Genomic DNA, 26,762 nt, shown 5'->3' on the forward strand with positions numbered 1-26,762 from the left:
AAGCAGCCATTTCAACAAACTGTGAAATGGCTGCTTTTAAATAATGACCCGTTATTTATTTGTTGTGCTGCTACATTTTGATAAACCTCAAAGTATAAGGCTGCCTGGTATTACTTTTCAGCACCGCCATGTAATAACCGGATTGCAACGATTGAATATTAACCGTTACCTTATTTTTTCCGCTTACATCGATCGTCTGCTTTCCTGCGCTACCACTGATACTCAGAATATCCAGTGTTTCCCAGTTGTCTTCGGCTTTAAGATTAGTGAGTACCAGTTCTGTCGTCACCGGATTGGGGAAGATAGCAGGCATGTTACCAACGTTGGTTACAGGTAGATGGTAATCGACCGGATCTGAAATAGCCGTGCAATTTCCGGCAGTAACGACTACACGATATTTGCCATCAATTACAGGAGTGTAGCTGGTTCCACTGGCACCTGCTGTTACCCAGGACCCATCGGGCAACAGGATTTCCCAGCTGTAAGACAAGCCTGTCTGCCCGGAAACAAGCAGGAAGGTCGTTTTGTTTTCCACCACCGGCTTATCAGGCTGCTGATAGGATACGGTAATAGTATCAGAATTACCGGATAACATACAACTGAGACTCGGAGGCGTTACAGTGCAATAAAAATACACGGAGCCACTCCCGCCTGCTGTTGCAGGAATTGAGAAATCAAGGGCGTCTCCCATCCAGGTTCCGGCCCCCACCTGCGTTACCCTGTTATTACTATTTTGCATCCATACTTTCACCATGCTTCCATTCTCCGCACTGGTACTGTTAAACTTCAACGGAACGATGCTGCCTTCGCAGGCGGTAGCAGGACCTTTTAATGTGCCATCCGCTTTTATGGTGCCCGCGGCCTTCATCGTAATGATATTACTGGTATCTGAATGATAAGGCTGGCAGCGCTTCCCTAAGGTGTGCATTATCACACTCACCTGGTCTCCTACGGCGAGTTTGTCTATAGAATAATCATCATTGATAAAAATGGTTTGCCCGTTCAATCGCCATTCTAAAAAATGTTCCAATGGAATGCCGGATGATTTTATTGCAAAAATCACCTTCCCTTTATTGCAGATCATTTCAGTAGATGCCTGGAGGCTGATGAAGGACTTTACTACCTCTGATACTTTCACGGTAACTGCTATTGCCGTATCGCTGACAGGGAAAGCGCAGGTCATGTTGCTCGTCATCAACACATTTACCTGGTGAGATACGGTAAAGGTATCAGACGCAAACGTAGGTCCGGTAACGTTAGTAATTTTGTTATCCACTTTCCATACATAGGCAGGGTGATCACCGCCGTTAAACGGGCTCGCCGTGAGCGTAAAAGCGGTTCCCGGACAAATATCGTCCTGCAAGGCGGCAACATACACGCTTGGCTTGTGGTTAGCATTTACGGTAAGTACTATTTCATTTTCTGCATGGCCATCCACCAAACAACGATAAATGTAGCCATTGAAACTTACCGGTACTGTTTTAAGTGACAGTGTCGCAGTTGACTTCCCGCTATAGACCGCCGTATTTGGTACATCGGTAAAACCATTGCCGGTATTTACCTGCCAGGCATATGTTGATCCTGCAACCTTAGCATGAAGTGTTGTATCTGTATTTTCGCAAATGACAACGGTAGTTGCCGAACCGATCTGATTTCTGAATATAGCGATCCCCTGATCGCCTCCCGGGAATGTTACCAGATCAGGTTGATGATCTCCATCAAGATCATTGATGATGACAACAAAGGCTGGCGAGCTACCGGTTTCAAGCTTAAAAGGAGCGTCCATAGCAAACTTTCCTCCGGTAGTGCTATTCCTGTTCAGGGGAATGATACCGGTGGAGCTTTCCATTCCGGCGATGTCTGTGAGTCCATCGCCATCGATATCCCCCATGGAAGTATAATACATACTGGAACCGGATGCCACTTCCTGCACAGGCAAAAATCCTGGCTTGCCGGCGGTGCTGTTATTGATATAAATACTTAACCGGGAATTATCATAACTACTGACTACAAAATCTTTCAGGCCATCTGCATTGAGATCTCCGGCTGTAAAGCCTGCTGCCATCTGATGATCTGCTACCGGCACAGTTTCGAAAACAAAGTGTCCAGGTACGCTGTTATTAAGTAACAGGTGGTTAGCCATAATATCCGGCTTTCCATCGTTGTTAAAATCACCTGTGGCTATATTCATCAGGTATCCGTAGCGGGATAACGAGACCTTCTCTCCAAAGCGGATATGAGCGCCATCGCTGACATTGGGTAGCACCATCACACCGTTATCGTAAATAGCCAACGCAATATCTGCTTTGCCATCACCGTCATAATCATTCACCACCATTTTGGGGTTTTCAGGTGTGGGGAAGCTATCTGCCAGTTCAAAGCTAATGTTACCCCTGCTGCTGGTGTTCCGGTATACATAAGCCATCTGGCTACCTATATATGCGATCATATCCGGCTTACCATCTCCGTTAAAATCGCCAACAACCTGTTTGTTGCCCCAGCGTTTTTCTCCCTGGACGAAACTGATGCTTCCGGGGCTGCTGGTGTTCCGGTATATATACCCTGACACCAGGTCCGGTTTTCCATCACCATCGATGTCTGCAATATCTCCTTCTCCTGCTCCTCCCTTCAGTATCTGTTTTTTACCAAAAGAAGCCTCATCAAAGTCACCTTTCTTACCGGGAAAAGTAATTGTAAATATTTCGGCAGAATAGGCAATGCGGCCGCCGGTAGTTACTGACAGTGGCTTATAAATGGCGCCTGCCGGTACTTTTGCGGTAATGGTGTTACCAGAGGCCGATATTATTTCTGCCGCTATTCCACCAAAACTCACGGTATTTTCGGTTACACTATTACCGAAGTTTTTGCCTGTAATAGTCACGGTGCTGCCCACGGCGCCGGTTACCGGGGAAATGCCTGTGATGACAGGTGGATATCCAAAATTAAAGCCCCCAAGTGTATCTGCCCCCCGTGGCGTAGTAACTGTTACTTCACCGGAGGCGGTTTTCCCTAATACTACGGTGATCAGCGTATCAGTAACGCTTTTAATAGCTGCTACCGGCTTACCGCCTACAGTTACACTGGAAGCACCAGTAAAGAGATTCCCCTTTATCGCCATCTCCGTTCCTTCCACACCAATAGTGGGGGTAAAGGACGCAATGTAGGGACCTGCCGTTACCTGATTTCTGTAAATAAACATTTCCCCCGCAAACGGATCAGAAACCACCATGTCATTTTTGCCGTCACCATCTACATCAATCAGGGTAATTCCCTCCTGTTGCATTCTTTTACCATAGAAAGTAATAGACCGCCCGAAAGAGATATTTCCCGGCGTACTTATATTCTTAAACACTTCTGTTTTGCCGGCAGTCAGGTTTTCAATGGAATGATTCACTACCAGGTCTGGCCGGCCATCACCATCCAGATCGTTGAGTGCAACAGCGCTCGGGCCTTCCAACAATTTATACAATGCCTTGGTAAAAGTCATTTTTCCACCGCTGGAGGTATTCCGATAAATCTGGTAGGAGTTGACGACCACATTCGGGTTTATCACATCAGGTTTTCCATCACCATCTACATCTCCTATCGCCACATCGTATGGAGAAATAGCAGGTATCTCTATCGTCTCTCCAAGTGCAATATTTTCAATAGTGCTGGTATTTTCTATTACCCGGACAGACTGATCGCCACTACTAAATTGTATCAGATCTGGTTTTCCATCACTATTCATGTCCAACGTATGATCAAAATTGCTGGATCCGACGTTGACATCTGTGCCATTTCCGTTAACACCTGTATTTACAGGTTCTTCCATTAAAATATTACCTGCTGTACTGTAATTTTTATAGATAAATATTTTATCACCAATGGTGCAAACAATATCTGGTCTTCCATCTCCATTCATATCAGTCACCCCCGTCAGGAAACCAGGATATATTTTTCTCTCTCCATAACTGATTTGTCCTGGTACGGAAGTATTGAGGATAACGTTGATTTCCCCCTCACGCTGGTTACCGAGTATGATCAGGTCAAGCCTTCCATCTCCATCCATATCCTGTGTATATATTTTATGCAGAAACGAATAATAGGTGGTATCGGTTTTCTGATCGGCGAATTGTATATTTCCAGGGGTACTGATATTTCTTCTGGTGGCAAAGATCATACTTTGCGCGGGAGTCATCAAATCAGGTTTACCATCACCATCTATATCTGCGAGTGTTGCCTTGATGGCACCTTCCATTTGGTATTTTATAGCCGGGGCAAAAGATCTGTTGTTGATACTGCCTCCATCCGGAAAAGTAAGCATGAATTTGTCTACCGACCAGGCCGACAGATAATTACGGGTGACAGAAATGGGGGCATATGCTGCGCCAGCCGGCACACGCACGGTTAACTTAACCGCAGTGGCTGTAATTACCTGCGCACGCACTGTACCAAAGTATACAATATTGTCTGCAGCCACCGTACTAAAATTAGCACCCTCAATGGTAATGGTCTCACCCACCGCTGCCGTCAGCGGCTTAAAACCGGTAACTGCCGGCGGCTGATAATAGATAAAACTGCCTACTGTCAGTTGCCCGGCTACCGTTTTAACGGTAACAGGACCGCTGGCATTCAAGGGAACGATAGCGGTTACACTCACGGGTGAATGAATGATAAAAGATTTCACGGGTATGTTGCCAATAAAAATACTGGTAACATCTGCCAGACAGGTACCTGTTATCTCAATATGGGTTCCTACCGTTCCGGATAAAGGCGCCGCTGTTTTAACAGATGGCATTGCCTTAAAACCGCCGGCTTTCACTGTGCCTCCACGCGTTTTCAATGTGATGTCACCGGTAGAACCAACGCCCAGCACAGCACGCACCTGCCTATCCGATATGACCTTAAAGGATGCTGCAGAGAGTCCGCCGAATATAATTGACTGGGTATTGCCCAGGTTCATGCCATTGATGGTAATAGTGTCTCCTGATAAAGCGCTGACAGGAACAAAATTATTGATTACCGGTGGGGGTAAATACGTAAACCCATTTTTATACCCATATCCCATCGGGGTAAGTACTTCCACTTTACCGCTTGCTCCGCCGCCGACCTGCGCCAGTATGGTATCAGCAGATTGCACGGTGAATGCCGTTAGCCTTCCGCCCAGCACAACGTTTATCACATTGTAAAAATTCTTGCCGGCAATTTTGATCGTCTCACCAGCGGCGGCTGAATCCGGAGCAAACCAATTCACAATAACCGGCGGATAGTATTCCTGGTAAAGGGTAAAGGTATCTGATAACGATTGGTTGGTAACAACCAGACTGATGGTATCTGTTAACCTGGAAGGATCATGGTTATAGGTCGTGTGATAATTGTTGCTCAGCAGGGTGCCATTAAGTAGCCAGCGGTACTGATAACCGGGTTTGCTTGCATTTACAAGTTTAACAACATTAGTCATTAATGCGCCAGTAGTATCTATCGAAAAACTGGCATCCGGTATCACAGGACCTCCTGCATTGTTGCTAAATTCCAGGTGACCGTGTCCTCCCCCGACCCATAGCAGCTCCTGCCCCATACACTGGATATCATTGAAAGTGTATCCCTGCCAGGTAAATGCCGGTATACGCTGCAGCCGTTCCCAGCTACTGCCGCCATCCGTAGTTTTATAGACAACAAAAGATTCTGATAAACCGTAGCCTACTTTCTCACTGATAAATTTCACTTTACTGAAGCCGTTCTTTTTCGCCCTCAGATTTGCCTTTTCCAACCAGGTGCTACCGCCGTTAGCGGTGTAGTAAAGGTGTTCAGCCCCCTCGTTGGCAACCACTATCCAGCCCACATTTTCACTGATAAACGAAGTAGCCCGGATCTGCCCGACAGGTGTATTTACAACGGTAAAATCTTTTCCGTTGACTGTCTTTAGCAACGGCGTGTTCTTATTGTTAGTGCTATTAATCCATACATGTGAATTATCAGTCATTTCGATATTACTCATATATGTATTAGCTGCCGTATGCGTAACTGTCCATGACTGCCCATAATCAGCGGTGGTCAGTATCCTGTCTGCATCCACAGCGAAACCGGTTCCACTATTTCCTGAAAACCTGACATCCTTGATTCCGGTATGTATTTCGAAAGGGTTAAACTGGGAATGATAAACCAGTTTGAAATGATTACCGCCATCTGCCGAATACAATATGGCCGGAACAAATCCATAATCCCCATATACAATCAACCGATCTTTATCAAATGCTTTTACTCCCGCTACACCAAATCCAAACGTAATATTTACCTCATATCCGGAAAAATCCACATTTTGAGTAGTGATACTTTTCGAGATGAAAGTATGGCCGGTATCTGTCGTATATCCAATACTGTTAGTAAATGCTACATAACCTTCTGCAGGGGTATAAAAACAAATCCGGACAATTTCCTGACCGGCATTATTATCCTGATATACCTGCCGTAGCTGACCTGAAACACCAGGAGCCAATAACAGCAATAAAATAAAAGTTAAGATAGCAGAAAAAAGTCCCGGTATAAGGGAATGGGTAAAGCGGCTTAGGGAGCGCGCTGGTAAGGCTACAGACATTGTACTAATTTAGGTATAGGCAGCACCGGCATTCTATAGGAATGCCGATGTTTACCGGGTAATTCTTTGCGTAAAGATAGTAAAGAGTTAGCAATCATTTGAAAATCACTATCATGATAAATATAATACAGGCAACGTTTTACGGGTATTCTCCTGGTGATCTGATGGCAAAAAAAATCCCCGCAGCAAAAGCCGCGGGGACACCGATCCATTATTTCCAGTCCTTACGAACCGAAAATCTCTTTCAACTTCTTATTCATCGCTTCATCATCCTCACCACCACCGCCATAGCGGCCAATGATCATGCCTTGCGGATCGATCAGTATTTTGGTAGGCAGTGAATGAATGCCATAATAATCACTTACATCTTCCGGATTGGGCAGATTCTTTTCCCGCTTGCTCCAGTCGAGGCCACGGAGTACATGCCGCCAGATACCAATACCATCCTGGTTCACGGCCTTTTTCCAGGCTTCGTTATTGGAATCATCATCAGATACGCCGATGATTTCAAAGCCTTTGGCGCTGTATTTACCATACAGCTCTTTGAGGTGGGGATTGCCTTTGCGGCAGGGACCACACCAGCTGGCCCAGAAATCCAGCATCACGTATTTGCCTTTAAAGTCCGCCAGGTTAAGGGTTTTACCCTCGATATCAGTTTTGGTAAATTCGTGCGCGGGACTACCAGGAGAGCCTGCACGTAATCCGTCCAGTTCCTTTTTAATTTCGAGACCGTCACGGCTTTGCTGCATGGCCGGTGACATCTTCGCATAGAAAGCTTCTCCTTCCTGTAAAGGCATGTTACTTACACGGTAACGGAGCAACTGAGCTGATACATAAGAATCAGGATACTGCTCTATGAAGGCCTTATCTACTTTTTCCATTTCATCGTAGTAGGGCTCCATCTGACCTTTTATCTTATCGAGCTTTGTTTTATAGGATTCCAGTGTAGCTTCGGGCTTCTTTCCCTTCATCGCGGCAATGTATTCCTTGTTCAGCTTATTAAATGCATCGGACAGAGGCTGTAGCTTTTTCTGTATCGGTGCCCTGGCAGCGGTGAGTTTATCCTGGTCCACCTGTGATTTGGAGCCGGTAAGTTTTGCTTCTTTTAAATGACCGGTGGCAGATTTCAATTGCATGGTAGCTGCCTCCATAAAAAACGCAGCCATATCTCCTTCTCCATACATCGCTGCTTTAGGATCCAGGTACATCCTGCCTTCTACGGGTTGCACCAGTTGCCCATGGAAGGAAAATTTTCCGTTCTTAGACAATGTACTATCTGTCCGGTATTTATCTGCGCCCTCCGCATAGCTGAGATAAACGTAGCGGTTGGGCAAACCTTTAATATCTCCCGTAAGCGTAAATGGCGCTTTTGTTTGTGCCTGGGCTCCCAACTGTAAAGCAATGAAGGGAAGGGCGATGAGCATATATTTCATACAATTATTTTTTTTAGTAAGATGATTATAAAACTTCTGCCAGCTTTTTTTCGAGCTCATCGCCATGCAGATCTTTTGCGATGATCTTTCCGGATGGATCAATCAGCAGATTGCTGGGGATGCTTTGGATATCATACTGTTTGGCAATGGCATTGTTCCAGAATTTCAAGTCTGACACGTGTGTCCAGGTGAGGCCATCCTGGTGGATAGCGTTGAGCCACTTTTCTTTGCCGTTGGGCTGATCGAGCGATACGCTGAGCACCGTGAAATTCTTACTGTTGTATTTATTAAACGCTGCCACTACATTCGGGTTTTCGTCCCTGCATGGATGACACCAGCTGGCCCAGAAATCAACCAGTACATATTTTCCGCGGAAATCCTTCAGGGAAACGGGTTTCCCGAGGGTATCATTCTGGGTAAAATCGAGCGCCATACTACCGATGCCCGTGAGCTTATTTACGCGGATACTGTGGGCCAGTCGTTTCGCCGGGCCGTTTTCTTTTGCGGTGGCCGACAGTTTATTGAAGATGCGTTCTTTTTCATCGAGTGGCAGGTCGTTCAGTTGCGATAACAAGGATGCGCTGATCCCGGATTGAGGATGTTGAAGCACCCATTGTTTGGTGAGGTTTTCGTTTTCCTCGCGCATTCGTTTCATTTCCGGCTCCAACGCAGCAAGACCTGCAGAATCTTTTTCCGCGTATAATTTATTGGCCTGTTTGTAGAGGTCTGCCTGTCCTTTTAAACCGGGCGCCTGTTTCAGCATGGCGATGTATTCGTTGTTGTCTTTTATGAATTGCGGCCCGGCAAGCACGGCGTCTTTTAACATGGGGCCATCGCCTTTAATGGTGATGTTACCTTTATCCAGGTAATAGAGGATCACGTTATAGTCGTCATAAGATTTCCCGATCCGGATCATATAGAAATCGGCTTCCCCCTTATTGATATTTGTTTTGATGGTGAAGCCGCCGGCGGTGGTTTGCACGGAGTCGCGGCGGTCATCATCGCCCTGTGAGCGCCAGTACACCCATTCACCTGCCGGCAGGTTTTTGATAGTGGCGGTAATGGTGGTATTCTGTTGTGCCTGTGCTGCGGCGGTAGTGAGTACCCCGGCCAGCAGTGCGATTGTTTTTTTCATACCTGTTTGTGGGTTTTCTATTTTAATATTTCAGCGAGTTGTGTATGCAGTTTGGCGCCTCTTAGTTCTTTCGCGATAATAATTCCCTGCGGATCTATGAGGAAAGAACAGGGAATTGCCTGGATCCCGTATTGTTGCGCCACCTCATTACGGAAGCCTTTCAGATCGGATACCTGCATCCATGGCATGCCGTCTTTAGCGATGGCTTCTTTCCATTTGTCTGCTTTGTCATCGAGTGATACGCCGAGGACGGTGAAATTTTTGTCTTTGAATTTATTGTATGCTTTCAGCACATTCGGATTTTCTGCGCGACAAGGGCCGCACCAGCTAGCCCAGAAATCGAGCAGCACATATTTGCCTTTAAAATCGGATAAACGCACAGGCTTACCATCTACATCTCCCTGGGTAAAATCTATCATAGGCTGGCCAATAGCGCTCTTTTTCAGGATGGCTAAGCGGGCAGCCAGCCTTTTGCCAACGGCTGTTTGTTGGGCAGCAGGCGACAGCAATTGGAAGACACTGTCTACCGGTGCGTATTCACCCATGATCGCCATATCTGACACCAGATCTACACTCACCACGCTTTCGGGATGTGCTTTGATATATGCTTTGGATCTTGCTCTTCTTTGCAAGCGCAGGGCTTCGATCTTTGCTTCCAGTGCGGCTTCCGCGGTATCATTCCCTTTTACTTCATCATATTTTGAATAGAGGGTATCTTCCTGTGCAGAAATATCTGCGATGGAATTTTCGTATGCTTTATAAGCATCCTGGGAAGCGGAACCGGTGATCTGTAAATGGCTGATGGAATCTATATTTCCACTTATCTGTACGGCGGTATTTTCCATGAACAGTTCCAGGTAGCGGGAGGCTGTGCCGATATAAATCTTTTGCGGTTCCGCTATGGCACCGCTCCAGGCGAACTTCCCATCTTTCACCGGAACGGTATCTGTTTTAGCAGAATCACCGACCGGTATGGAAATGTACACAACGGAGTCTTTCAGACCCGTTATCGCAGCCGTAATGCTGGCGGTGGGCGCCTTGGGCTGACTGCAGCCAGCCGTGAGCAGCAGTGCGGCAAACATGGTTTTTGTGTGGATCTTCATACTGAATTTTTAAGGTGTTAATTATTTTTGGTAACCTGGATTTTGTGGTCCGATAGCCGGGTTGTTCAGGAATTCCTGGTGCGGAATCGGCAGAATATATTTGACCTTATCGTTAGCCGTAGGCCGCAGTTCCTGGATCAGTGCAGACGGAAGTCGTAGTAAGGCCATCCATTCCTGTCCGTCTTCTCCTACCAGGTTCCTGGAAGTTTCGAGATACAATTGCTTTAATACATCGTTTACGCTAACGGCATTGTCTACTGCCGCAAAGTTGGTTACGCCGGCATGACCCATAATATTTTTGAGGATATCGCGGGCAGCGGCTAAGCTACCGCCGGCACGTACGATGGCTTCCGCTTTCAGCAGGTATACCTCTGATAAACGAATGGCATAGGCGGTTTCTGTCAGTGCCGTAGGTTTATTTCCCTCCTGAATATACTTCAGGAAGTAGTAGGTACCATCCGCATAGCGGTTGGCGGAGCCTATCATCCAGGCGCCGCGTGGGTCATTTGCCAGCAGGTCTTTCAATGCTTTTTTAGCTACATACAGAGAAGATGCACCTGGCCAGTATTGCTTGCTGAGTACATAGTAATAGCTCTCCTGATTTTGCTGTGACTTTATACCCAATATTACTTCCGGGCTGGTTAATCCTTTCACATAAAAGAGATCCTTCATTTGTGGCTCCAGGGTATATTTACTGTTCAGCATGATACTGTCGGCCAATGCTGTAATCACCGGATAATCTGCCGGCTGACCATGGCTCATCAGCACCCGCATTTTCAGTGCCATTGCGGCCCAGCGGGTAGCGTAAATCGCCTGACTTTGTGCCGGTGCATTAGCAATGGCATCATCGAGATCCGAGAGAATGGAAACATAACTGTCTTTCACGGAACTACGTGCTTTGGCTATCTCTCCCACTGTTACAAATTCATCCCGGAGCAAAGCGCCGAAGGGACTATTCAGATCAAACCATTGTCCGAAGTAGCTCAATAATTTAAAATGCCCATAAGCACGCAGGAATCGTGCTTCTGCGAGGATTTGTTTTTTACGGTCGCCGGTAAATCCCTTATCATCCAATGCCGTAACGCCTTTGATCACCCCATTGGCGGCATTGATTAACTGATAAGAAGTTGTCCAGTATACGTCAGAAAAAAAGGAATTATTGTAGTTGTTAATTTCAGCACCGTCTGCTCCATATCCGTATCCCATATACCCGGCAAATACTGCGGGTGGGACTTCATGCTCCATCCAGCTGGTCACATTATTTTCCGCCTGCACATTTGCAAAGCGATAGTAAACACCATTCAATGCTATTTCAGACGTGCGTTGGTCCAGGATGGTATTACCATCCACTTTGGCATTTTCAGGCAGTTTTCCCAACTCCTTTTTGCAGGCCACACCTGCTATCAATACCGCACCAAGCATTACATATATGATCCTTTTCATAAAATCTTTTTTGTTGTTTTAAAATCCGAAACGAAGACCGATATTATATTGCTTCGTTGTGGGGAAAGTGCTTACATCGCTGCTGCCGTTGATCAGACTGTAAGGGTTGTTACTTACCTCCGGATCGGGACCCGGATATTTGCTGATCGTAAACAGGTTGGTGGCAGAGGCATACATGGATGCCTCCCTGATATGCAGTGAGGAAGCTACTTTCGCCGGAAGCTGATAAGTAAGTGTAATGGATTTTAATTTGATATAGGAACCATCGTAGATATCCTTGCTGGAAGGACCTGTAGCATTTTCTCCCAATATCAGTCGTGGGCGGTCATTGCTCGGATGCTCCGGCGTCCAGCGTTCTTTGATCTTTACACCTCTGTTAGCATAGCTATCGAAATATTTATTCTGAATATCTGTCAGGTATAGCAATTGTCCTCCCTGGGAGAAAGTCAGCAACGTGATCAGACTGAAATTTTTAAAAGTAAATGTGTTGGTAAATCCACCAAAAAATGTAGGCTGGGAGTTGCCGATAACATCACTTTTGAAGAAGCCGTCATCCTCTATTTCATACATCGGATCGCCGATACCCAGGTAGGGAGCGACGTACTGCGCTAACCTAAATTCTTTTTTATATGCTTCCAGTTCTTTTTCGTTCTGGATGATTCCTTTCATTTTATGCCCGTAGAAAAGACCCAGTGGCTCTCCCTTTCTTACGATGGTATTACCCTGGATATAGGAGTCAACCGTCCCTGCATTGGTAAAGTCATCGTTGATATCTGTTACCTTGCTCCTGTTACCGGAAACATTGATTGCACCTGTCCATTGGAATTTTTTATGTTTAATAAAATCCATCCGCAGATCCAGTTCCAATCCTTTATTGTTGATGGTGGCAAAATTGGAGATCACGTTATTGTACGAGGAGCTGGGAGCCAGCTGTGTAGCCATTAATAAACCCGTGGTATTTTTCTCATAATATCCGAACACGCCACGCAAACGGGAACCAAACATTTCAAAGTCCAGCCCCAGATCTTTCTGCAGGGTAGATTCCCACTTGATTTTATCATTACCCAACTGAGTAGGTATCAATGCATTTACACCACCATAGGAGCCGGGCGTATATAAAGTGTAGTAAAGATTATCACCAAAGTTTTGCGTACCGGTGTAACCCGCGCTGACCCTCAGTTTCAGTTCATTTACCCAGGTTACCTTTTTCATAAACGGCTCTTCAGAAATACGCCATGCCGCACCACCGGAAGGGAAATAACCTACCCGGTTACTGGATGGGAATTTAGAAGATGCATCCGAACGGCCGGTAAAAGTGAGCAGGTATCTTTCCTTCAGTGCGTAATTGGCACGCATATAAAAGCTCAACAGGGAGTTCTGACCAGAAGTACCTGATCCCGGTAAAGTAATAGCGGCGGAGGAGAGGTTGTTGAGATATTTATCATCAGGAAAGCCCTGCCCACTGGCGGAAAAGGAATTGTAGCGGTATTTCTGCCAGGAAGTACCACCCAGTAAATTCAGCCGGTTGTTTTCATTAAACTGTTTATCCCAGGTGAGGGTATTTTCAAAAAACAGGTTCACGTCCTCGGTTTGCGCCTGTGCAGCGGTACCACCATTGGAATCGTCTACCCCACTTGGAGAAGCGATAACAGCGCTACTGGGAACATAATTCAACTGATGATAATTGTTATAGTTTACAGAGATGGTGGACCTGAATTTGAGGTCTTTCAGCACATCATAATCACCAGACAGGGATCCCAGGAGGGAAGATGTTTTTCCTTCGTTGATCCCATCCAGCAGGATCATGGGATTTTGATTACCCTGGTAATCATAGCCACCTATCTGCGAGCCCAGGAAGCGGTAGTAAGAACCGTCCGGATTGCGTGCCGGCAAAGTAGGCGGGGCAAAAAATGCGGCGGGATAAACACCGTTGGTGATATTATTTTTAGTGAATCCGTAATCGAGGTTGGTGATAACACGGAAGCGGCTCGTGATTTCATTATCCAGACTGATCTTACCAGAGATACGGGAGAAATCAGTTCCCAGCACCACCCCATTCTGTTTGTTATAGGCCAGAGAAGTATAGTAACGGGAGCCTGAGCCACCACCGCGAACAGAGATATCTGCATTTTGTGAGCTGGCATTGCGTAACACCAGGCCTAACCAGTCGGTGTTGGCCGAACCCAGACTGGCCGGATTATTCAGGATATTGTTGGCTTTGGTGCTGGCAGGATCGCCTGCAGCGGCTCTTGCATCGTTCAGATTTTTAGCGGCTTCCTTTAACAGCGAGATATAGTCAGTAGCATTGAGCAGCTTTTCTTTAATCGGCGTACTCACCCCTGCATAATAATTGGCTTCCAGCACTGGTTTCTGATTCAGTTTTCCTTTTTTGGTGGTGATGATGATAACGCCGTTGGCCGCTTTGGATCCGTAGATCGCAGTAGCGGAGGCATCTTTCAGGATATCGATACTTTCAATATCGTTGATATTCAAACCTGCCAGGCTATTCAGTCCCCTGGAGAAAGAGCCACTTACCCCATTGTTGGGATCATCGCTACCGGCCCTTTCTATCGGATTCACCACTTCTGCCTGGTTCTGTATATACCTGTTCTGTATGGTTACCTGTACGCCATCGATGATGTAGAGTGGGTCGTTGCCGCCCAGCAGAGAGGTACCGCCCCGGATACGGATCTTAGCTACACCGCCCGGAGAGCCATCCGACTGGGTTACCTGTACGCCTGCCGCTTTACCGGAGAGTGCCTGGTCGATGCTGGTAAAAGGTACATTCTTTACCTCGTCTACGTTCACGGAGGCTACCGAGCCGGTAAGGTCCTTTCTTTTGGTGCTGCCGTAACCTACTACCACGTATTGGTTCAGGTCATCGACTTTCGCCGTGAGCTCCACTTCTATGGAGAGCTTACCGCCGGTGCTGACGTTCTGGGATTCAAAGCCTACACAGGTGATGATTAATACAGGACGGGCGCCCGCATTGCGGAGTAAAAAGAAGCCTGCCTGATCGGTGATAGTAGCAATATTGCTCCCTTTTACCCGCACCGTTACACCCGGCAGCGGATGCCCTTTTGTATCCACTATTTTACCGCGGATCTCCTCCGGCGGCGCCGCTTCATCATTGCTGTTACGTTCCGGTGTAGTGGTTGTTTTCCTGGAAATAACAATCGTATTTCCTTCCACATCGAAACTCAGTGGTTTGCCCTGTAACAGTTTTCCTAATGCTACCTTCAGTGGTACTTCCCTGATCTCTGCCGAGACCGGGCTCACATCTGACAAATCTTTGCTCCGGTAAAAAAAGACGTAACCGGTTTGCTGTTTAATCACACTGAATACCTGCTGTAGCGGCATATCCTTGCAGGAAACAGTGACCGTTTGTGAAACTCCGCTGGCACAAACGTGTAAAGCCAGCACCGTTAATAAAACTGCGGTCATTCTCATTACTCGCCAGATTTTGGTTACATAATTAGTCCCTGGTTGAGGGGACCTTCCTTGAACAAGTGAACCAACCAATGACATGGCATACCCATGCCGGTTGCGAACAACATTAATTTTCATACCTTAGATTGGTTTTTGGTTGACAAATGTTTCTCATCTGCCTTTGCAGGCAATGAAAAGCTTTCCTAAAAAAGGTTAACCATTGATCAAAAACCTGGTGCGGACGCCAATCTTGACACCAGGTTTTTTTTATGGATGAACATAAGACCTCCGCGTCCGGTGGACCTCATTACTTCATAACATGATATTACGGATAGCTATCTGTGCGGGCGTTGGTGAAGGCCCTGCACAATGGTTGGTTTGCTGACGTTGGTGGTATCAGCTATGGTTGGTTATTGATTTAATTTATGGATAAATGATAATTTTTCTTCCCTCTTCCACTTTAAAGTTTATTCTTGCCTGAGACAATACTTTCAACAGCTGCTCCTGGGTAAGACTTCTACCTATTTCCCCGGTAAAGGTTCCTTCCGGCACTTTATCATTATACCTGACTTCTATATTATACCATCGTGATAATTGTCGCATCACGGTAGGGATATCTGCTTCATCAAAAGAAAAATACCCGTTCTTCCAGGCGATGGCGCTGCTGGCATCTACCCTGCGCACGTCCTGTATTTTATCACCCGAGGCGTTGACCCTGGCCTGACGTCCGGGGAGCAATAGTTTCCCCTCATCCCCGCCTGACCTTACCAGTACCGCCCCTTCCAGTAACGTGGTATTGATGGTTTTTTCATCAGCGTAGGCATTGATATTAAAATGTGTGCCCAGCACCAATACTTCCATCTGATTTACTTTTACCGTAAAAGGACGTTGTGCGTCTGTAGCCACTTCAAAATATACTTCCCCGGTGATTGTCACATTTCTCTCTTTGCCGGTAAATGCGGTTGGATAGCTGATAGAAGAACTTGCGTTCAACCATACCTCCGTGCCATCCGGCAACGTAATTTTATATTGTCCACCGCGGGGCGTCCGGAGTACGTTATAAGCAACCACCGTTGATGTGGCATCGTTGTGCTTATAAACGATTTGTCCGTGTGTTGTTTTCTCTACTTTACTATTCCCCTGCACCGACAATACACCTGTGCCGGCACTGTCCAGGTTCACCACAGTGCCATCTGCCAGGGTAAGAGTCGCTTTTTCCCCGCCATGCATAATCGGCACTGCATTTTGTACCAATGGGGCTTTTTTTTCGGATTGAAACCAGTAAAAGCCACCACCCGCTGACAGCAGTAATACTACTGCGGCAGCTATTTTCCAGTTGAAGCGGCGCATTGGCACCACTTTCTGATGCGTTTCAGGGAGCGTAGCGGCTTGCAGTCGCCTGCGCATCCGCAGCTCCATCATCGCCTCCGTTTCGGCTTCCTCCGCTGTTAAATGAACCGTCAACGACTGTTCATCATATGCATTGTACCATTGCAGTAAACGGTCCTTCTCCTCATCACTGGCCGCTCCGGCAAGGTACTTTTGTGATAGTAAGGCCAGTTCTTTAATTTCCATCCGTGTTAATCATTTACAGGGTGCTACATAGATAAGTCTTCAAATAAGGTCGCTACCCTACCTCCGGAGAAAAAATATTTTTGAGGGGGGCTTTTTTTATTAAAACAGGGCGTGAAAATAGTTCCGGAATTGCAGGCGCAGTCGCTGCAGGGCTTTGGTGATATGCTTTTCTACCGCTTTCTCGGAGATATTGAGTTCTGCGGCAATTTCTTTATTGCTCAGGCCTATATTACGGCTATAGTCAAATACGATCCGGCATTTTTCAGGTAGCTGTTGCAGTTGTTCCTGCATGGATTGTTGCAGAAAATGTAATTCGGCAGTATCGTCTGTTACGGCCTGAACGGCTTCCGGTACCGCTTCCATGGCGGTAACAGGGATGAGTTTAGATAATTGGGTGAAGACTGCATACCGGTTGGCCGTAGCCAGGTAGGCAGGTAAAGATCTGATAATGGTTTGCCCTCTGCGCTGCCACAGGCCCGTGAGCACATCCTGCACCACATCTTCCGCCAGTTCCCGTGAGCGCAAACGATCATAAGCCAGTACATACAGGCGTTTCCAATACCTGTTGTAGATTTCTGTAAAGGCGTGGTGGTCATCATTGCTCATCATCTGAACCAGCGCGTCATCCCCATAATTGGCGTAATCGGTCATCATCTCTTACTGTAATACTTTTATGGCCGGCAAAAAATGAATGGTTGATAATTTAAAAGATTACATATTAACGTAAAGCTAAGGTTTCGTACAAATAGAAACAAGACCCCGCTAATAAAAAGCCCCCGGAGCTGAATGCCGCGAGGGTTATTACATGAAAAGATAAGTCACAAACCGAATATTTCATTCTGATCCAAGTGAAAATCTAAATTCCTTTATCATCATAAATATGTTGTGACAAATTTTCTATGTGATGTATTACTTCATCTGAATTACTATCGATAGAGGAGAAAAACGTTTTATACATCTCCTGGAAAATCTCAAGTAAGCTCAAGGTTCTGAATTTTTGAGATTGATCCTGAGAAAAAAATGATTGCAATTGCTCAACCATGGATTTAGCCAGAAAATGATCAAAGTCTGTCTTAGATACACCATAAAGCTCTAATGCTTCTGAGATACTAAAATCTCCATCCTGCACAGTTTGGATAATTACAAGACATTTCCTATCTAATTCAGAAAGGTTCGCAGTCTGTAACAACTCCTCCGCCACATAAGAGGATTCTGTTAATATTGATTTATCCGGAAACATACTTAGTGAAATTAGTGAATTGTTCTCGATTTGTCAAGTCTATAACTCCATTCCACTGACTACCTTTCAGAATACTCTCCATAAATGGTAATTCAGCCCATTTTTTTATAGGAAATGCATTTCCATCAGGGTTTTTAGTATAGTAATTATTATATATTCGTTCTATTGCCTGAAATTGTCTTTGGGTTAATTTAGTCCTAGAAACATTCAGAATAAAAGCCATCTCTTCCCGATGAGCAGCTACAAAGAAGGTTTTCGCCCAAATATACCCTCCCTCCTGTAACCCGGCAAAGATTCTGATCTTTTGTATCCCCATATTAACATATTGCTGTATACACGAGCGATAAACTTGTTTTGAAATACCCTTATTACGAGCTGATTTGGGCAAAACGAAGAATTCATGTTTTACTATCAATTCATTATTCTCCCAAGTAAAAACTCTTGATAATGCAAGGCCTCTTTCATCATCTCCGCAGTCCTCAGACTGAATATTAATCTCAATTTTGGGAGGATAAGTATTACTAAGAGTTACTGATTTGAATATTTTGGTATTACAAAGAGGGATTAAAATATCATTCAATTCACGGAGTAACTTTAGAAGATCGCAATTATGAAAATATCTATTTACAAAATCTTCACAGCTGATAATATCTCCTTTTATTTCAAATCCAAGAGATTTTATGTCTTCAATTTCTGATGCTGTAATGTCATGAGAATATGGATGAATAATCATACAACCTATCTTATAAATTCAAATTACAAAGAAGTTTCCAGAAAGCAACACAGACATCAAAGGAATAGCAGAACATTTTACAAGGTGTAAGAAAACAAACATTATTTTTAAACTCCTACGTTATTTACAAAAAAATGTTCTTAAAAAAACAGAAGCTGTCTCATTTAATCAATGAGACAGCTTCTGTATATAAAATTATCTTTTTCACTTTATCTCCGCCAACATCTCTTTCACGGCTGCTTCCAGCTGTGCATCCTTCCCTTCCAGGAATTCTTCATAGCGGAGTGGCACACGGATATCCGGTTCTATCTGCAAATTTTCTGTAGGGCGACCTTCTTTACCGATGGTGCCTACCATTGGAATACCGAATACCATGGTAGGATCTATCTGGGTTTCCCACCATACAGCGGTACCGGTGCCTGGTACCGGCATACCTACCAGTTTACCGATATTACCTTGTTTATAAACATAGGGGAAGATGTATGCATCGCTGTAGTTCCCTTCACTCATCAGTACGCAGCTCGGCGCCTGCCATTGGCCGGTAGGTTCACCGCCATTGAGTAGCTGTCCCTGTGGTGCAAACTTCAGGTAGTTTTTACCGCTGAGGAAGTTATACAGGTCATCGTGCAGCCATCCGCCGCCATTGAAGCGGGTATCCACGATCAGGGCCTTTTTATCTTTGTTGCGGCCCATTACTTCATCGTATACGGAGCGGTAGCTGGCATCGTTCATACCCTGTACGTGTACATATCCTACTTTGCCGTTGCTGAGTTTATCTACCATGGCGCGGGTGTTGTTTACCCAACGTTTATACATGAGTGCATTTTCTTCGCCGGCAGTAATAGGTTTCACCGTTTCTTCCCAGCGGGCTTTGGTATCCGGGTTGTAGATGCTGATGAGGATATTGTTGCCTGCTTTACGATTTAACAGGGATGCCCAATCTGATTTTGTGGTAATGCTTTCGCCATCTATTTTTTCGATGATGTTACCTTTTTTTAGTTTGCTGGCAGCTTTATCAAACGGTCCGCCGGCAATGATGTCATCTACTTTGAGGCCATCAGCGGTGGAGGATTCATCGTACAGTAGTCCCAGCGTGGCGGTGTTATCACCATTTACGGGTTGTGGTGAGAAACGGCCACCGGTGTGGGAACCATTCAGTTCTCCCAGCAGTTCACTCAGCAATTCTTCAAAGTCGTAGTTGTTGCTGATATACGGGAGGAAGCGGGCGTAGTTATCGCCATACATTTTCCAGTCGATGTTGCGGATAGTAGGATCATAGAATTTCTCTTTCACCTGTTTCCATGCATGCCAGTAAATATATTTGCGTTCTTCGTCCTGGTTGAGCGACAGTTCTGTGCTGATAGCTACCGGCGTAATTTTGCCGCTGCCGGTTTCTACTTTCACTACGCTGCCACGGTTGCTGACGAACAGGGTGTTACCATCTTTACTAAGTGCGATGCTGCCTGGCGTACCACCCAGTTTAGCCAGGATCTTGGTTTCTCCTGTTCTGGGTTCCGTCATCCACAGATCATAGCCTTTTTCAAAAGAGGCCATGTAATAGAGTTTACTGGCATCTTTGTTCAGTACATAGTCGCTGATAGAAGCGCTGTTGATGGTTAATTTAACTCTCCTGTTTTCCAGGTTATTAAAGTCCGGCTGGAAGTTCTTTTTGGTGTCGGCAGAATCTTTTGCTTTGAGTGCAGAGTCTTTTGCGGCTTTACCACCGGTTGCTTCTTTATCTTTCAGCAGGTTAAATTCATCTTTCGACAATTTGTATTTATCGAATGCTTCCTGGTCGAAGAATACGGCGTAGATATCTACCTCGCGGCTACCTTGTTTGGCGAGGGATTTACGTCCTTCACGATCGCTGGCCCAGGTAAGCATTTTGCCATCGGCGGCCCATTTGCTGTTGCTTTCTCCGAAGCCACTTTTCACCGGGTAAACCGTGGTTTCTTTTCCTTCTGTTGAAATCAGTGCGGCATTGGCAGAGAAGAAGTAGCCTTGTTGATCATCGGCCAGGATCCATTTGCCATCCGGGCTCCATTCGAAGCTCCAGTCGCCATCGGAGTAGGAATGATTGTGCCCTGTTGGTAACAACGTACGTGTTTTACCGGAGGCGATGTTAAATATTTTCAGCACATTACGGTTTTCCACGTAGGCAATTTCTTTGCCATCAGGAGAAAACAGGGGCTGAAACTCTTCTGCTGCAGTAGCAATCACCGGTTCTTCTTTCAGGATGGTGGAAGCAAAAAAGTAGGATTCTTCCTTACGTACTTTGGTGGTTTGGCAGATGTCCCAGTTGCCGTTGCGTTCTGCTGCATAGATCAGCTTCTTGCCATCGGGCGACCATTGCACCATTCTTTCCTGTTGCGGGGTGCTGGTGATGCGTTTGGTGATATTACCTTCCACGCTGGTCACAAATACTTCTCCACGGGCAATGAATGCCATTTCCTTGCCATCCGGACTCATAGCAAATTCGGTGACGTTACCGCTAACCGGTACATTTTTCACGATGCCTGCACGGCCGTCGTTGAAGATGCTCACTTCCAGTTTATGGGGTTGTTCCCCTTCCTTCAGCGTATATATTTCACCATTATAGGTAAAGGACAAAGTATTATTATCTGCTTTAGACAGGTTACGCACCGGGTGCTTTGTGAAGCTGGTGAGCTGCTGCATACTGCTTTTATCGGTCAGTGATGCTTTAAAGAGGTTCTGTGAAATCCCTCCTTTTTCGCTGAGATAATAAATATCATTGCCATTACCGAAGACCGGCTCCCTGTCTTCCCCTTCGTAGGCAGACACCTTATCATAGCTGCCTTTGGCAATATCCATTACCCAGATATCTCTTGTAACAGCAGATACATGGTGTTTGCGCATTGGATCCTCGTATCCTTTCCTGTCCTGGAAAATAATTTTATTACCGGCTTTGTTATAATGAGCTACGTCAGCACCAGCAGCGCTGATCAATACAGCGCGGCCACCATTAACGGGCACAGTATACATGTTTCTGAACAGGCGGTAAGGAAACCTTACACTGGCAGCAGGTGCATTACGGGCACTTCCAAAAAGTACCTGTTTGTTATCTGCTGTAAAATCATAAGGAAAATCAGCCGCACTGTTAGTGGTGAGTCTTACCGGCGTTCCACCGGTAGCGGGCATTACAAACACATCGAAATTGCCGTAACGATCACTCGCGAAGGCGATGTATTTACCATCGTGGCTCCATACCGGCAGCATGTCGTGTGCTTCGTGAATGGTTAGCGGTACCGCAACCCCACCTTTGGCATCTACGCGGTAAATATCTCCCTTATAGCCGAAGGCAATCGTATTACCATCTGGCGAGATAGTGGGATTCCTTAGCCACAATGCGTTTTCCTGGGCATAGGAGGTCGCCACCATGAGCATGGCAGCACACCCGAATAATAGTTTCTTCATAAGCGCTGTTTAGTATTCTGTTGATAAGCAGCTATAGAAAGCCGCTCCACCAAAATATAAAAAGGAAAGCGCTTTTCAAGCGGGATAAGGATAAGTGGCCTGAAACGGTTAACAGAGGCGACTGCCCCCCATGTGTCCGCAGACCAACCCTTCTACATCATTTATGAGCAGGCCCGTTATTGCTGCGTGAAAATTATTTTAATAAAGCGTGGCCGGTAAAGGTTAGGATGCTGTGGCAGCACATGAAAGAAATCGAAGGAATTGACATTATAACTGATCAGGAGCTCGCCCGGCTTTGACAAATGCGGATGTGCCTTGGCATTATACACAAAAAAATGTTTATCCTCTTTTACTTCCGGGCATTCCCATATTTTAATAATGGGTCCAAAAGGCCCTGCAGGCGTTAATCCCAGCCGAAGGCCAACAGCAGTCCCCATACCATCTACCTGGAATACAAGGGCATAACGTCCATCCTTTAGTGGTGTCAGGCTCAGTTCATTGGAAGCATGTGTCGTGACAGCCGCCGCCTGGCGTACGTCCGCATTCCACTGATGGCCATCCCAATAGCGCCATCTCCCGAAATTTTCCACCTCCGCTACCGGCACCCTGGCCACCAGCACTGCCTTCTCCTGCCCTCTTACCCCATACACATATACATACCCATCCGGATATGGCGCACCCGCCTCTTTGGTATTCACAAATACGGCGCCGCCAAAAGACCCGCTACCATGGCTACTATCTGCCGGCAGAAACAGCGGGGTATCTATTTGCCGATGTGCTTTAAACGGTGGTTTACTACCCGCAGGTAACACGATCAACACATTCCCTACTTCTGCAAAACCAAAATCTTCCCGGCTGATATTACGGATACGATACGCAAAGATATACGTGTTATGCTTCACGGCTGCATTTACAAAACCATCCCCCAGCCAATAGTAATCATCTTTACCTGCTGCCGGCGTATGCGGTTCAAATAAAGTAGCCGGCCACCCTTTGCTATCCAAATTCCAATAGAAGCGGATATTTTTCTCCAGCGGCGCATTTCCCTTGAGGATAGCCACGGAATTGTGGATCATAGAAAATCCCGGCTGGAGTTTACCAGCCTTGATATCGCCGGTCATGGTATCGCTGAACAGGATCAGGGTGCTGTCATTTGCGTGCGCCGTGTCCACGCCATTCATGGGAATGGTAAAAATGCCATCGCCTCCAAACCAGCCGGAGTGGCGGGTAAACAAGTTGTTCCATTCCGGTGCAGGCACTACTTTGTAGTCCAGTTGCGTGAGTTCAGGCAAACTGTCGCGGTGCGTGGTAAATCCGCAGAGTAGCAGGAGTAATACTTTCATAGCTATTGGTAAAATAGCATATTTTTTTCATGCAGAAAGCGCAAAGCAGAAAGCAAAAAGCTATTGAAGCGAATGACAAAAGTGAGACTAATATTATATTAGTCATTCGCTTCAATAGCTTTTTGCTTTCTGCTTTGCGCTTTCTGCTATCAGGAAAACATAGTTTTAAATACCCGATCCCAGAGCGTAGAGCTGACACCAAAACCCAACTCCTCATTTTTGTAATGATGGAGATGATGATTGCGCCAGAGCGGCTTTAGCCATCTGAATGGTGGCGCCCAGGCGTGAATAGCATAGTGCATGCTGCCGTACATCAGGTAACCCGACATAAAGCCCGGAAAAAATACAAATGCGTTGTGTCCCATGCACAGGTAAAAAATGGAAAAGAGAAAGGAAGAGATGATCACGCTGGGGACCGGCGGCATAAACAGGCGTTGTTTATCGCGGGGATACTCATGGTGATTACCGTGCATGGTATAGGTCAGCTTCCTGGCCCTGGGATTTTCACTTACCCAATGAAACACGAACCGGTGGGCCAGGTATTCGAAGAGTGTCCAGCCCAGCACCGCCAGCAAGTACACAAGGATGATCCTGATATAACTATAACCGAGCGTTGTTTTGCTGTAATACAGCATATACCCGATCACAGGCAAGTACATACCGAAAATAACAATGGGATGGGTTTTCGTCAACAGCTCAAGGTACCGGTTACTGAAGATCTGCGCCTGTCCTTTGTTATGTACTTTCTCAAATTTCATATCCTGTTATTTAGTGCGAGTTACAAAAATGCCTTCCCGCCGTGGTTTAACCAGCTATTTTCTCATGAGTTGTTGTATTAACCAGATGAATTGTAGAAAAAAGCGGTTCATCTGCGGGGACATGGCTTCACGGAATTCCGTTTGAATTTCATAACTTTGGCCGATGAAAGCGAAAGAAACCGTTGATGAATTTTTTGAATTGCATGGCCAACAATATCCGAGCGGGCAGTTTAATGTAAACCGGCTAGAGGAATTTGGCTGCAGCAGTACTAACCTGCCATCGAACAGAAGGGATTTTTATAAAATATCGCTGATCACCAAAGGTGGCGGTATCTTATCTTATTCTGATAAATCCATCCGCATGGAGGATACTGCGCTTTCCTTTATGAATCCCATGATTCCTTATTCCTGGGAACCGCTTACTGATCATCAAACCGGGTATTTTTGTTTGTTCAGAGAAGATTTCATTGATAGTAATTTAAAAAATGGAGGGCTTTCCCAGTCGCCTTTGTTTAAAGCGGGCGGTAATCATGTCTTTTTTCCCGACAAAGAAAAGACCGTCTTTCTCCAGAACATTTTTGAGAACATGATCCGGGAAATGCAGGCCGGCTATGCACATAAATATGACCTCCTGCGGAGTTATGTGCAGATAGTGATGCACGAAGCCCTTAAAATGCAGGCGCCGGACACCTACTACCAGGCTGGCAATGCGGCCCAACGTATCAGTGAGCTATTCCTCGAACTACTGGAAAGACAATTCCCTATTGACCCACCCCACCAGGTAATCCGTTTTAAAAACGCCAATGAATTTGCAGAACAGTTATCTGTTCATACCAACCACCTGAACCGGGCATTAAAAGAAACCACCGGCAAAACCACCACAGAATGGATTGCCGAAAAAATCACGCAGGAAGCCAAAGCGCTGATACTGCACAGCAATTGCGATATCGCAGAAATTGGCTATTGCCTCGGCTTTGAACATGCCTCTAACTTTAATATCTTCTTTAAAAAACAAACGGGACAAACACCCAATCAATTTCGCAAAGCACCTGTTTCCATTTCATAACTACCCGTTTGATTCGCATAATTCCGGATAGATAACGCCCGCTATCTTTGTGTCATAAAAAAAAGATATGGCACAAGAGATTTTAAAAGACAAAGTAGCCCTCATCACCGGCGGTACCACAGGCATAGGTTTAGCAACAGCCACCTTATTTCTTAAAAATGGCGCTAAAGTAGTGATTGCCGGTCGCCGTGAAAAGGAAGGACAGGCCGCCCTGGCCCAGTTACAACAGATCAGCCCCGATGTTCATTTCGTAGCGGCAGATGTATCTCAAAGCAACGCAGTACAACAACTCATAGCGGAAACCGTACAACGTTTCGGTAAACTGGATATCGCATTCAACAATGCCGGTATAGAAGGGCATTTTGCGCTAATAGATGAAACGCCCGAAGAAGAATTTGACAAGGTAATAGGCATCAATCTGAAAGGGGTTTGGTTATCTGCCAAATATGAAATTGAGCAGTTTAAGAAGCAGGGCACCGGTGGCGCCATCGTGAACACCTCTTCCTGGCTGGCCAGGGGCGCCGCTGCCGGCTCCAGCGTATATTCTGCCAGCAAGGCCGGTTTGGATGGCATGATCCGCGCATTGGCCATAGAAACAGCACCTGCGGGCATCCGTATCAACAATATTCAACCCGGCTATATTCATACGCCCATGTTTGACCGGTTTTTCCCGCAGGAAAATGCGGAAGAGTTACAGGCGCCTTTTAAGAAACATGCACCGATAGGTCGTTTTGCAAAACCCGAAGAAGTGGCAGAACTGGTGTTGTGGCTGAGCAGCCCGGCAGCTTCTTTTGTCACCGGAGAAAGTATACTGGTAGATGGAGGTTTGGCTATCGGCGGGCAACGGATGTAGGTGGAGCGGAAAGGATAAGGCATAAAGCAAAAAGCTATTGTAGCGATGATAAGCACGGATAATGTTCATCTTCGCTACAATAGCTTTTTGCTTTATGCTTTTGGCCTTCTGCTTGTCACACTGCCGACGGCGCTACGCCATACGCTTTTTTAAATGCAAAAGAAAAATGAGAGAGATCTTCGAAACCTACTTCCAGGTATACGTCTGACGTTTTTCTCCCTTTCTCCTTAATCAGGTAATAAGCTTCCTGCAAGCGCTTTTGCTGTAGCCAGCGACTGGGAGAAGTATGAAATATTTTTTCGAAGTCGCGCTTAAAAGTAGCCAGACTTCTGCCTGTTAAATAAGCAAATCGTTTCATGGCTACATTAAAGTGGAAGTGCTGTAGCATAAAAGCCTCCAGGTCTATCTTACCGGGTTCGCTGAAGTCGAACAACACATTTTTTAATTCCGGATTTACTTTCAGCAAAATCAAAATTGCTTCCTTTAATTTCAGCTTCACCAGGTCATCGTTACCCGACTCATTCAGCGTATCGTACGGCAGCAATGATTGCATATAACTTTTGAAAAGCGGATCCGGCTTCAATGCTGTCACCACAGGGCTTTCTACTTGTTTATCGGCTGTATAGCCATATTCCATGC

General features: G+C 45.9%; 16 protein-coding genes. 2 read left to right on the forward strand and 14 right to left on the reverse strand.

The window, feature by feature from the left end; genetic code table 11:
- Positions 1-70: 70 nt before the first annotated feature.
- From AC1DP6_RS29390 to AC1DP6_RS29450, 13 genes are all read right to left on the reverse strand, one after another.
- Positions 71-6,577, reverse strand: a complete 6,507-nt coding sequence (locus AC1DP6_RS29390; RefSeq protein WP_477058080.1) for an FG-GAP-like repeat-containing protein — start codon at positions 6,575-6,577, stop codon at positions 71-73.
- 224 nt (positions 6,578-6,801) lie between these two features.
- Entirely contained in the window at positions 6,802-8,010 is a 1,209-nt protein-coding gene (locus tag AC1DP6_RS29395) for a redoxin domain-containing protein (protein WP_477058081.1), read from the reverse strand.
- Positions 8,011-8,035: 25 nt separating this feature from the next.
- Entirely contained in the window at positions 8,036-9,145 is a 1,110-nt protein-coding gene (locus AC1DP6_RS29400; RefSeq protein WP_477058082.1) for a redoxin domain-containing protein, read from the reverse strand.
- Positions 9,146-9,162: 17 nt separating this feature from the next.
- Positions 9,163-10,248: a redoxin domain-containing protein gene (locus tag AC1DP6_RS29405; RefSeq protein ID WP_477058083.1), complete on the reverse strand. Its 1,086-nt coding sequence runs from the start codon at positions 10,246-10,248 to the stop codon at positions 9,163-9,165.
- A 21-nt stretch (positions 10,249-10,269) separates the two neighbouring features.
- The gene (locus tag AC1DP6_RS29410) at positions 10,270-11,691 is read right to left on the reverse strand and encodes a RagB/SusD family nutrient uptake outer membrane protein (RefSeq protein WP_477058084.1); all 1,422 of its coding nucleotides are present in this window, start codon (positions 11,689-11,691) and stop codon (positions 10,270-10,272) included.
- 18 nt (positions 11,692-11,709) lie between these two features.
- Entirely contained in the window at positions 11,710-15,141 is a 3,432-nt protein-coding gene (locus AC1DP6_RS29415; RefSeq protein ID WP_477058085.1) for a TonB-dependent receptor, read from the reverse strand.
- A gap of 402 nt (positions 15,142-15,543) precedes the next feature.
- Entirely contained in the window at positions 15,544-16,695 is a 1,152-nt protein-coding gene (locus AC1DP6_RS29420; RefSeq protein WP_477058086.1) for a FecR family protein, read from the reverse strand.
- 99 nt (positions 16,696-16,794) lie between these two features.
- Positions 16,795-17,349 carry a sigma-70 family RNA polymerase sigma factor gene (locus tag AC1DP6_RS29425; RefSeq protein ID WP_477027490.1) on the reverse strand — a complete coding sequence of 185 codons (555 nt, stop codon included), beginning with the start codon at positions 17,347-17,349 and terminating at the stop codon, positions 16,795-16,797.
- A gap of 202 nt (positions 17,350-17,551) precedes the next feature.
- Positions 17,552-17,935 (reverse strand): hypothetical protein, encoded by a 384-nt coding sequence (locus AC1DP6_RS29430; RefSeq protein WP_477058087.1) that lies wholly within the window; start codon positions 17,933-17,935, stop codon positions 17,552-17,554.
- A complete protein-coding gene (locus AC1DP6_RS29435) occupies positions 17,922-18,668 on the reverse strand; it encodes a hypothetical protein (protein ID WP_477058088.1) in 747 nt (248 codons plus the stop codon). The genes AC1DP6_RS29430 and AC1DP6_RS29435 overlap by 14 nt, the downstream gene beginning before the upstream one ends.
- Positions 18,669-18,872: 204 nt before the next feature.
- A complete protein-coding gene (locus tag AC1DP6_RS29440) occupies positions 18,873-22,103 on the reverse strand; it encodes a S41 family peptidase (RefSeq protein WP_477058089.1) in 3,231 nt (1,076 codons plus the stop codon).
- 176 nt (positions 22,104-22,279) lie between these two features.
- Entirely contained in the window at positions 22,280-23,446 is a 1,167-nt protein-coding gene (locus AC1DP6_RS29445; protein WP_477058090.1) for a DUF4185 domain-containing protein, read from the reverse strand.
- 149 nt (positions 23,447-23,595) lie between these two features.
- A complete protein-coding gene (locus AC1DP6_RS29450) occupies positions 23,596-24,204 on the reverse strand; it encodes a sterol desaturase family protein (protein ID WP_477058091.1) in 609 nt (202 codons plus the stop codon).
- A 163-nt stretch (positions 24,205-24,367) separates the two neighbouring features.
- Here AC1DP6_RS29450 and AC1DP6_RS29455 point away from each other — a divergent pair, with 163 nt between their 5' ends.
- Both AC1DP6_RS29455 and AC1DP6_RS29460 read left to right on the forward strand, forming a co-directional pair.
- Positions 24,368-25,270, forward strand: a complete 903-nt coding sequence (locus tag AC1DP6_RS29455; RefSeq protein ID WP_477058092.1) for a helix-turn-helix domain-containing protein — start codon at positions 24,368-24,370, stop codon at positions 25,268-25,270.
- A gap of 67 nt (positions 25,271-25,337) precedes the next feature.
- Positions 25,338-26,123 carry an SDR family NAD(P)-dependent oxidoreductase gene (locus AC1DP6_RS29460; protein WP_477058093.1) on the forward strand — a complete coding sequence of 262 codons (786 nt, stop codon included), beginning with the start codon at positions 25,338-25,340 and terminating at the stop codon, positions 26,121-26,123.
- 115 nt (positions 26,124-26,238) lie between these two features.
- Here AC1DP6_RS29460 and AC1DP6_RS29465 read toward each other — a convergent pair.
- Positions 26,239-26,762, reverse strand: a 524-nt coding sequence (locus AC1DP6_RS29465) for a helix-turn-helix domain-containing protein (protein WP_477058094.1), incomplete at its 5' end; no start/stop codon positions are given.

This window comes from Chitinophaga sp. 01L420, assembly GCF_056399985.1.

What these genes read in the sequence shown, in the direction of transcription:
- AC1DP6_RS29390 (WP_477058080.1), bottom strand. Translation starts at nt 6,577, where the DNA reads ATGTCTGTAGCCTTACCAGCGCGCTCCCTAAGCCGCTTTACCCATTCC.
- AC1DP6_RS29395 (WP_477058081.1), bottom strand. Translation starts at nt 8,010, where the DNA reads ATGAAATATATGCTCATCGCCCTTCCCTTCATTGCTTTACAGTTGGGA.
- AC1DP6_RS29400 (WP_477058082.1), bottom strand. Translation starts at nt 9,145, where the DNA reads ATGAAAAAAACAATCGCACTGCTGGCCGGGGTACTCACTACCGCCGCA.
- AC1DP6_RS29405 (WP_477058083.1), bottom strand. Translation starts at nt 10,248, where the DNA reads ATGAAGATCCACACAAAAACCATGTTTGCCGCACTGCTGCTCACGGCT.
- AC1DP6_RS29410 (WP_477058084.1), bottom strand. Translation starts at nt 11,691, where the DNA reads ATGAAAAGGATCATATATGTAATGCTTGGTGCGGTATTGATAGCAGGT.
- AC1DP6_RS29415 (WP_477058085.1), bottom strand. Translation starts at nt 15,141, where the DNA reads ATGAGAATGACCGCAGTTTTATTAACGGTGCTGGCTTTACACGTTTGT.
- AC1DP6_RS29420 (WP_477058086.1), bottom strand. Translation starts at nt 16,695, where the DNA reads ATGGAAATTAAAGAACTGGCCTTACTATCACAAAAGTACCTTGCCGGA.
- AC1DP6_RS29425 (WP_477027490.1), bottom strand. Translation starts at nt 17,349, where the DNA reads ATGATGACCGATTACGCCAATTATGGGGATGACGCGCTGGTTCAGATG.
- AC1DP6_RS29430 (WP_477058087.1), bottom strand. Translation starts at nt 17,935, where the DNA reads ATGTTTCCGGATAAATCAATATTAACAGAATCCTCTTATGTGGCGGAG.
- AC1DP6_RS29435 (WP_477058088.1), bottom strand. Translation starts at nt 18,668, where the DNA reads ATGATTATTCATCCATATTCTCATGACATTACAGCATCAGAAATTGAA.
- AC1DP6_RS29440 (WP_477058089.1), bottom strand. Translation starts at nt 22,103, where the DNA reads ATGAAGAAACTATTATTCGGGTGTGCTGCCATGCTCATGGTGGCGACC.
- AC1DP6_RS29445 (WP_477058090.1), bottom strand. Translation starts at nt 23,446, where the DNA reads ATGAAAGTATTACTCCTGCTACTCTGCGGATTTACCACGCACCGCGAC.
- AC1DP6_RS29450 (WP_477058091.1), bottom strand. Translation starts at nt 24,204, where the DNA reads ATGAAATTTGAGAAAGTACATAACAAAGGACAGGCGCAGATCTTCAGT.
- AC1DP6_RS29455 (WP_477058092.1), top strand. Translation starts at nt 24,368, where the DNA reads ATGAAAGCGAAAGAAACCGTTGATGAATTTTTTGAATTGCATGGCCAA.
- AC1DP6_RS29460 (WP_477058093.1), top strand. Translation starts at nt 25,338, where the DNA reads ATGGCACAAGAGATTTTAAAAGACAAAGTAGCCCTCATCACCGGCGGT.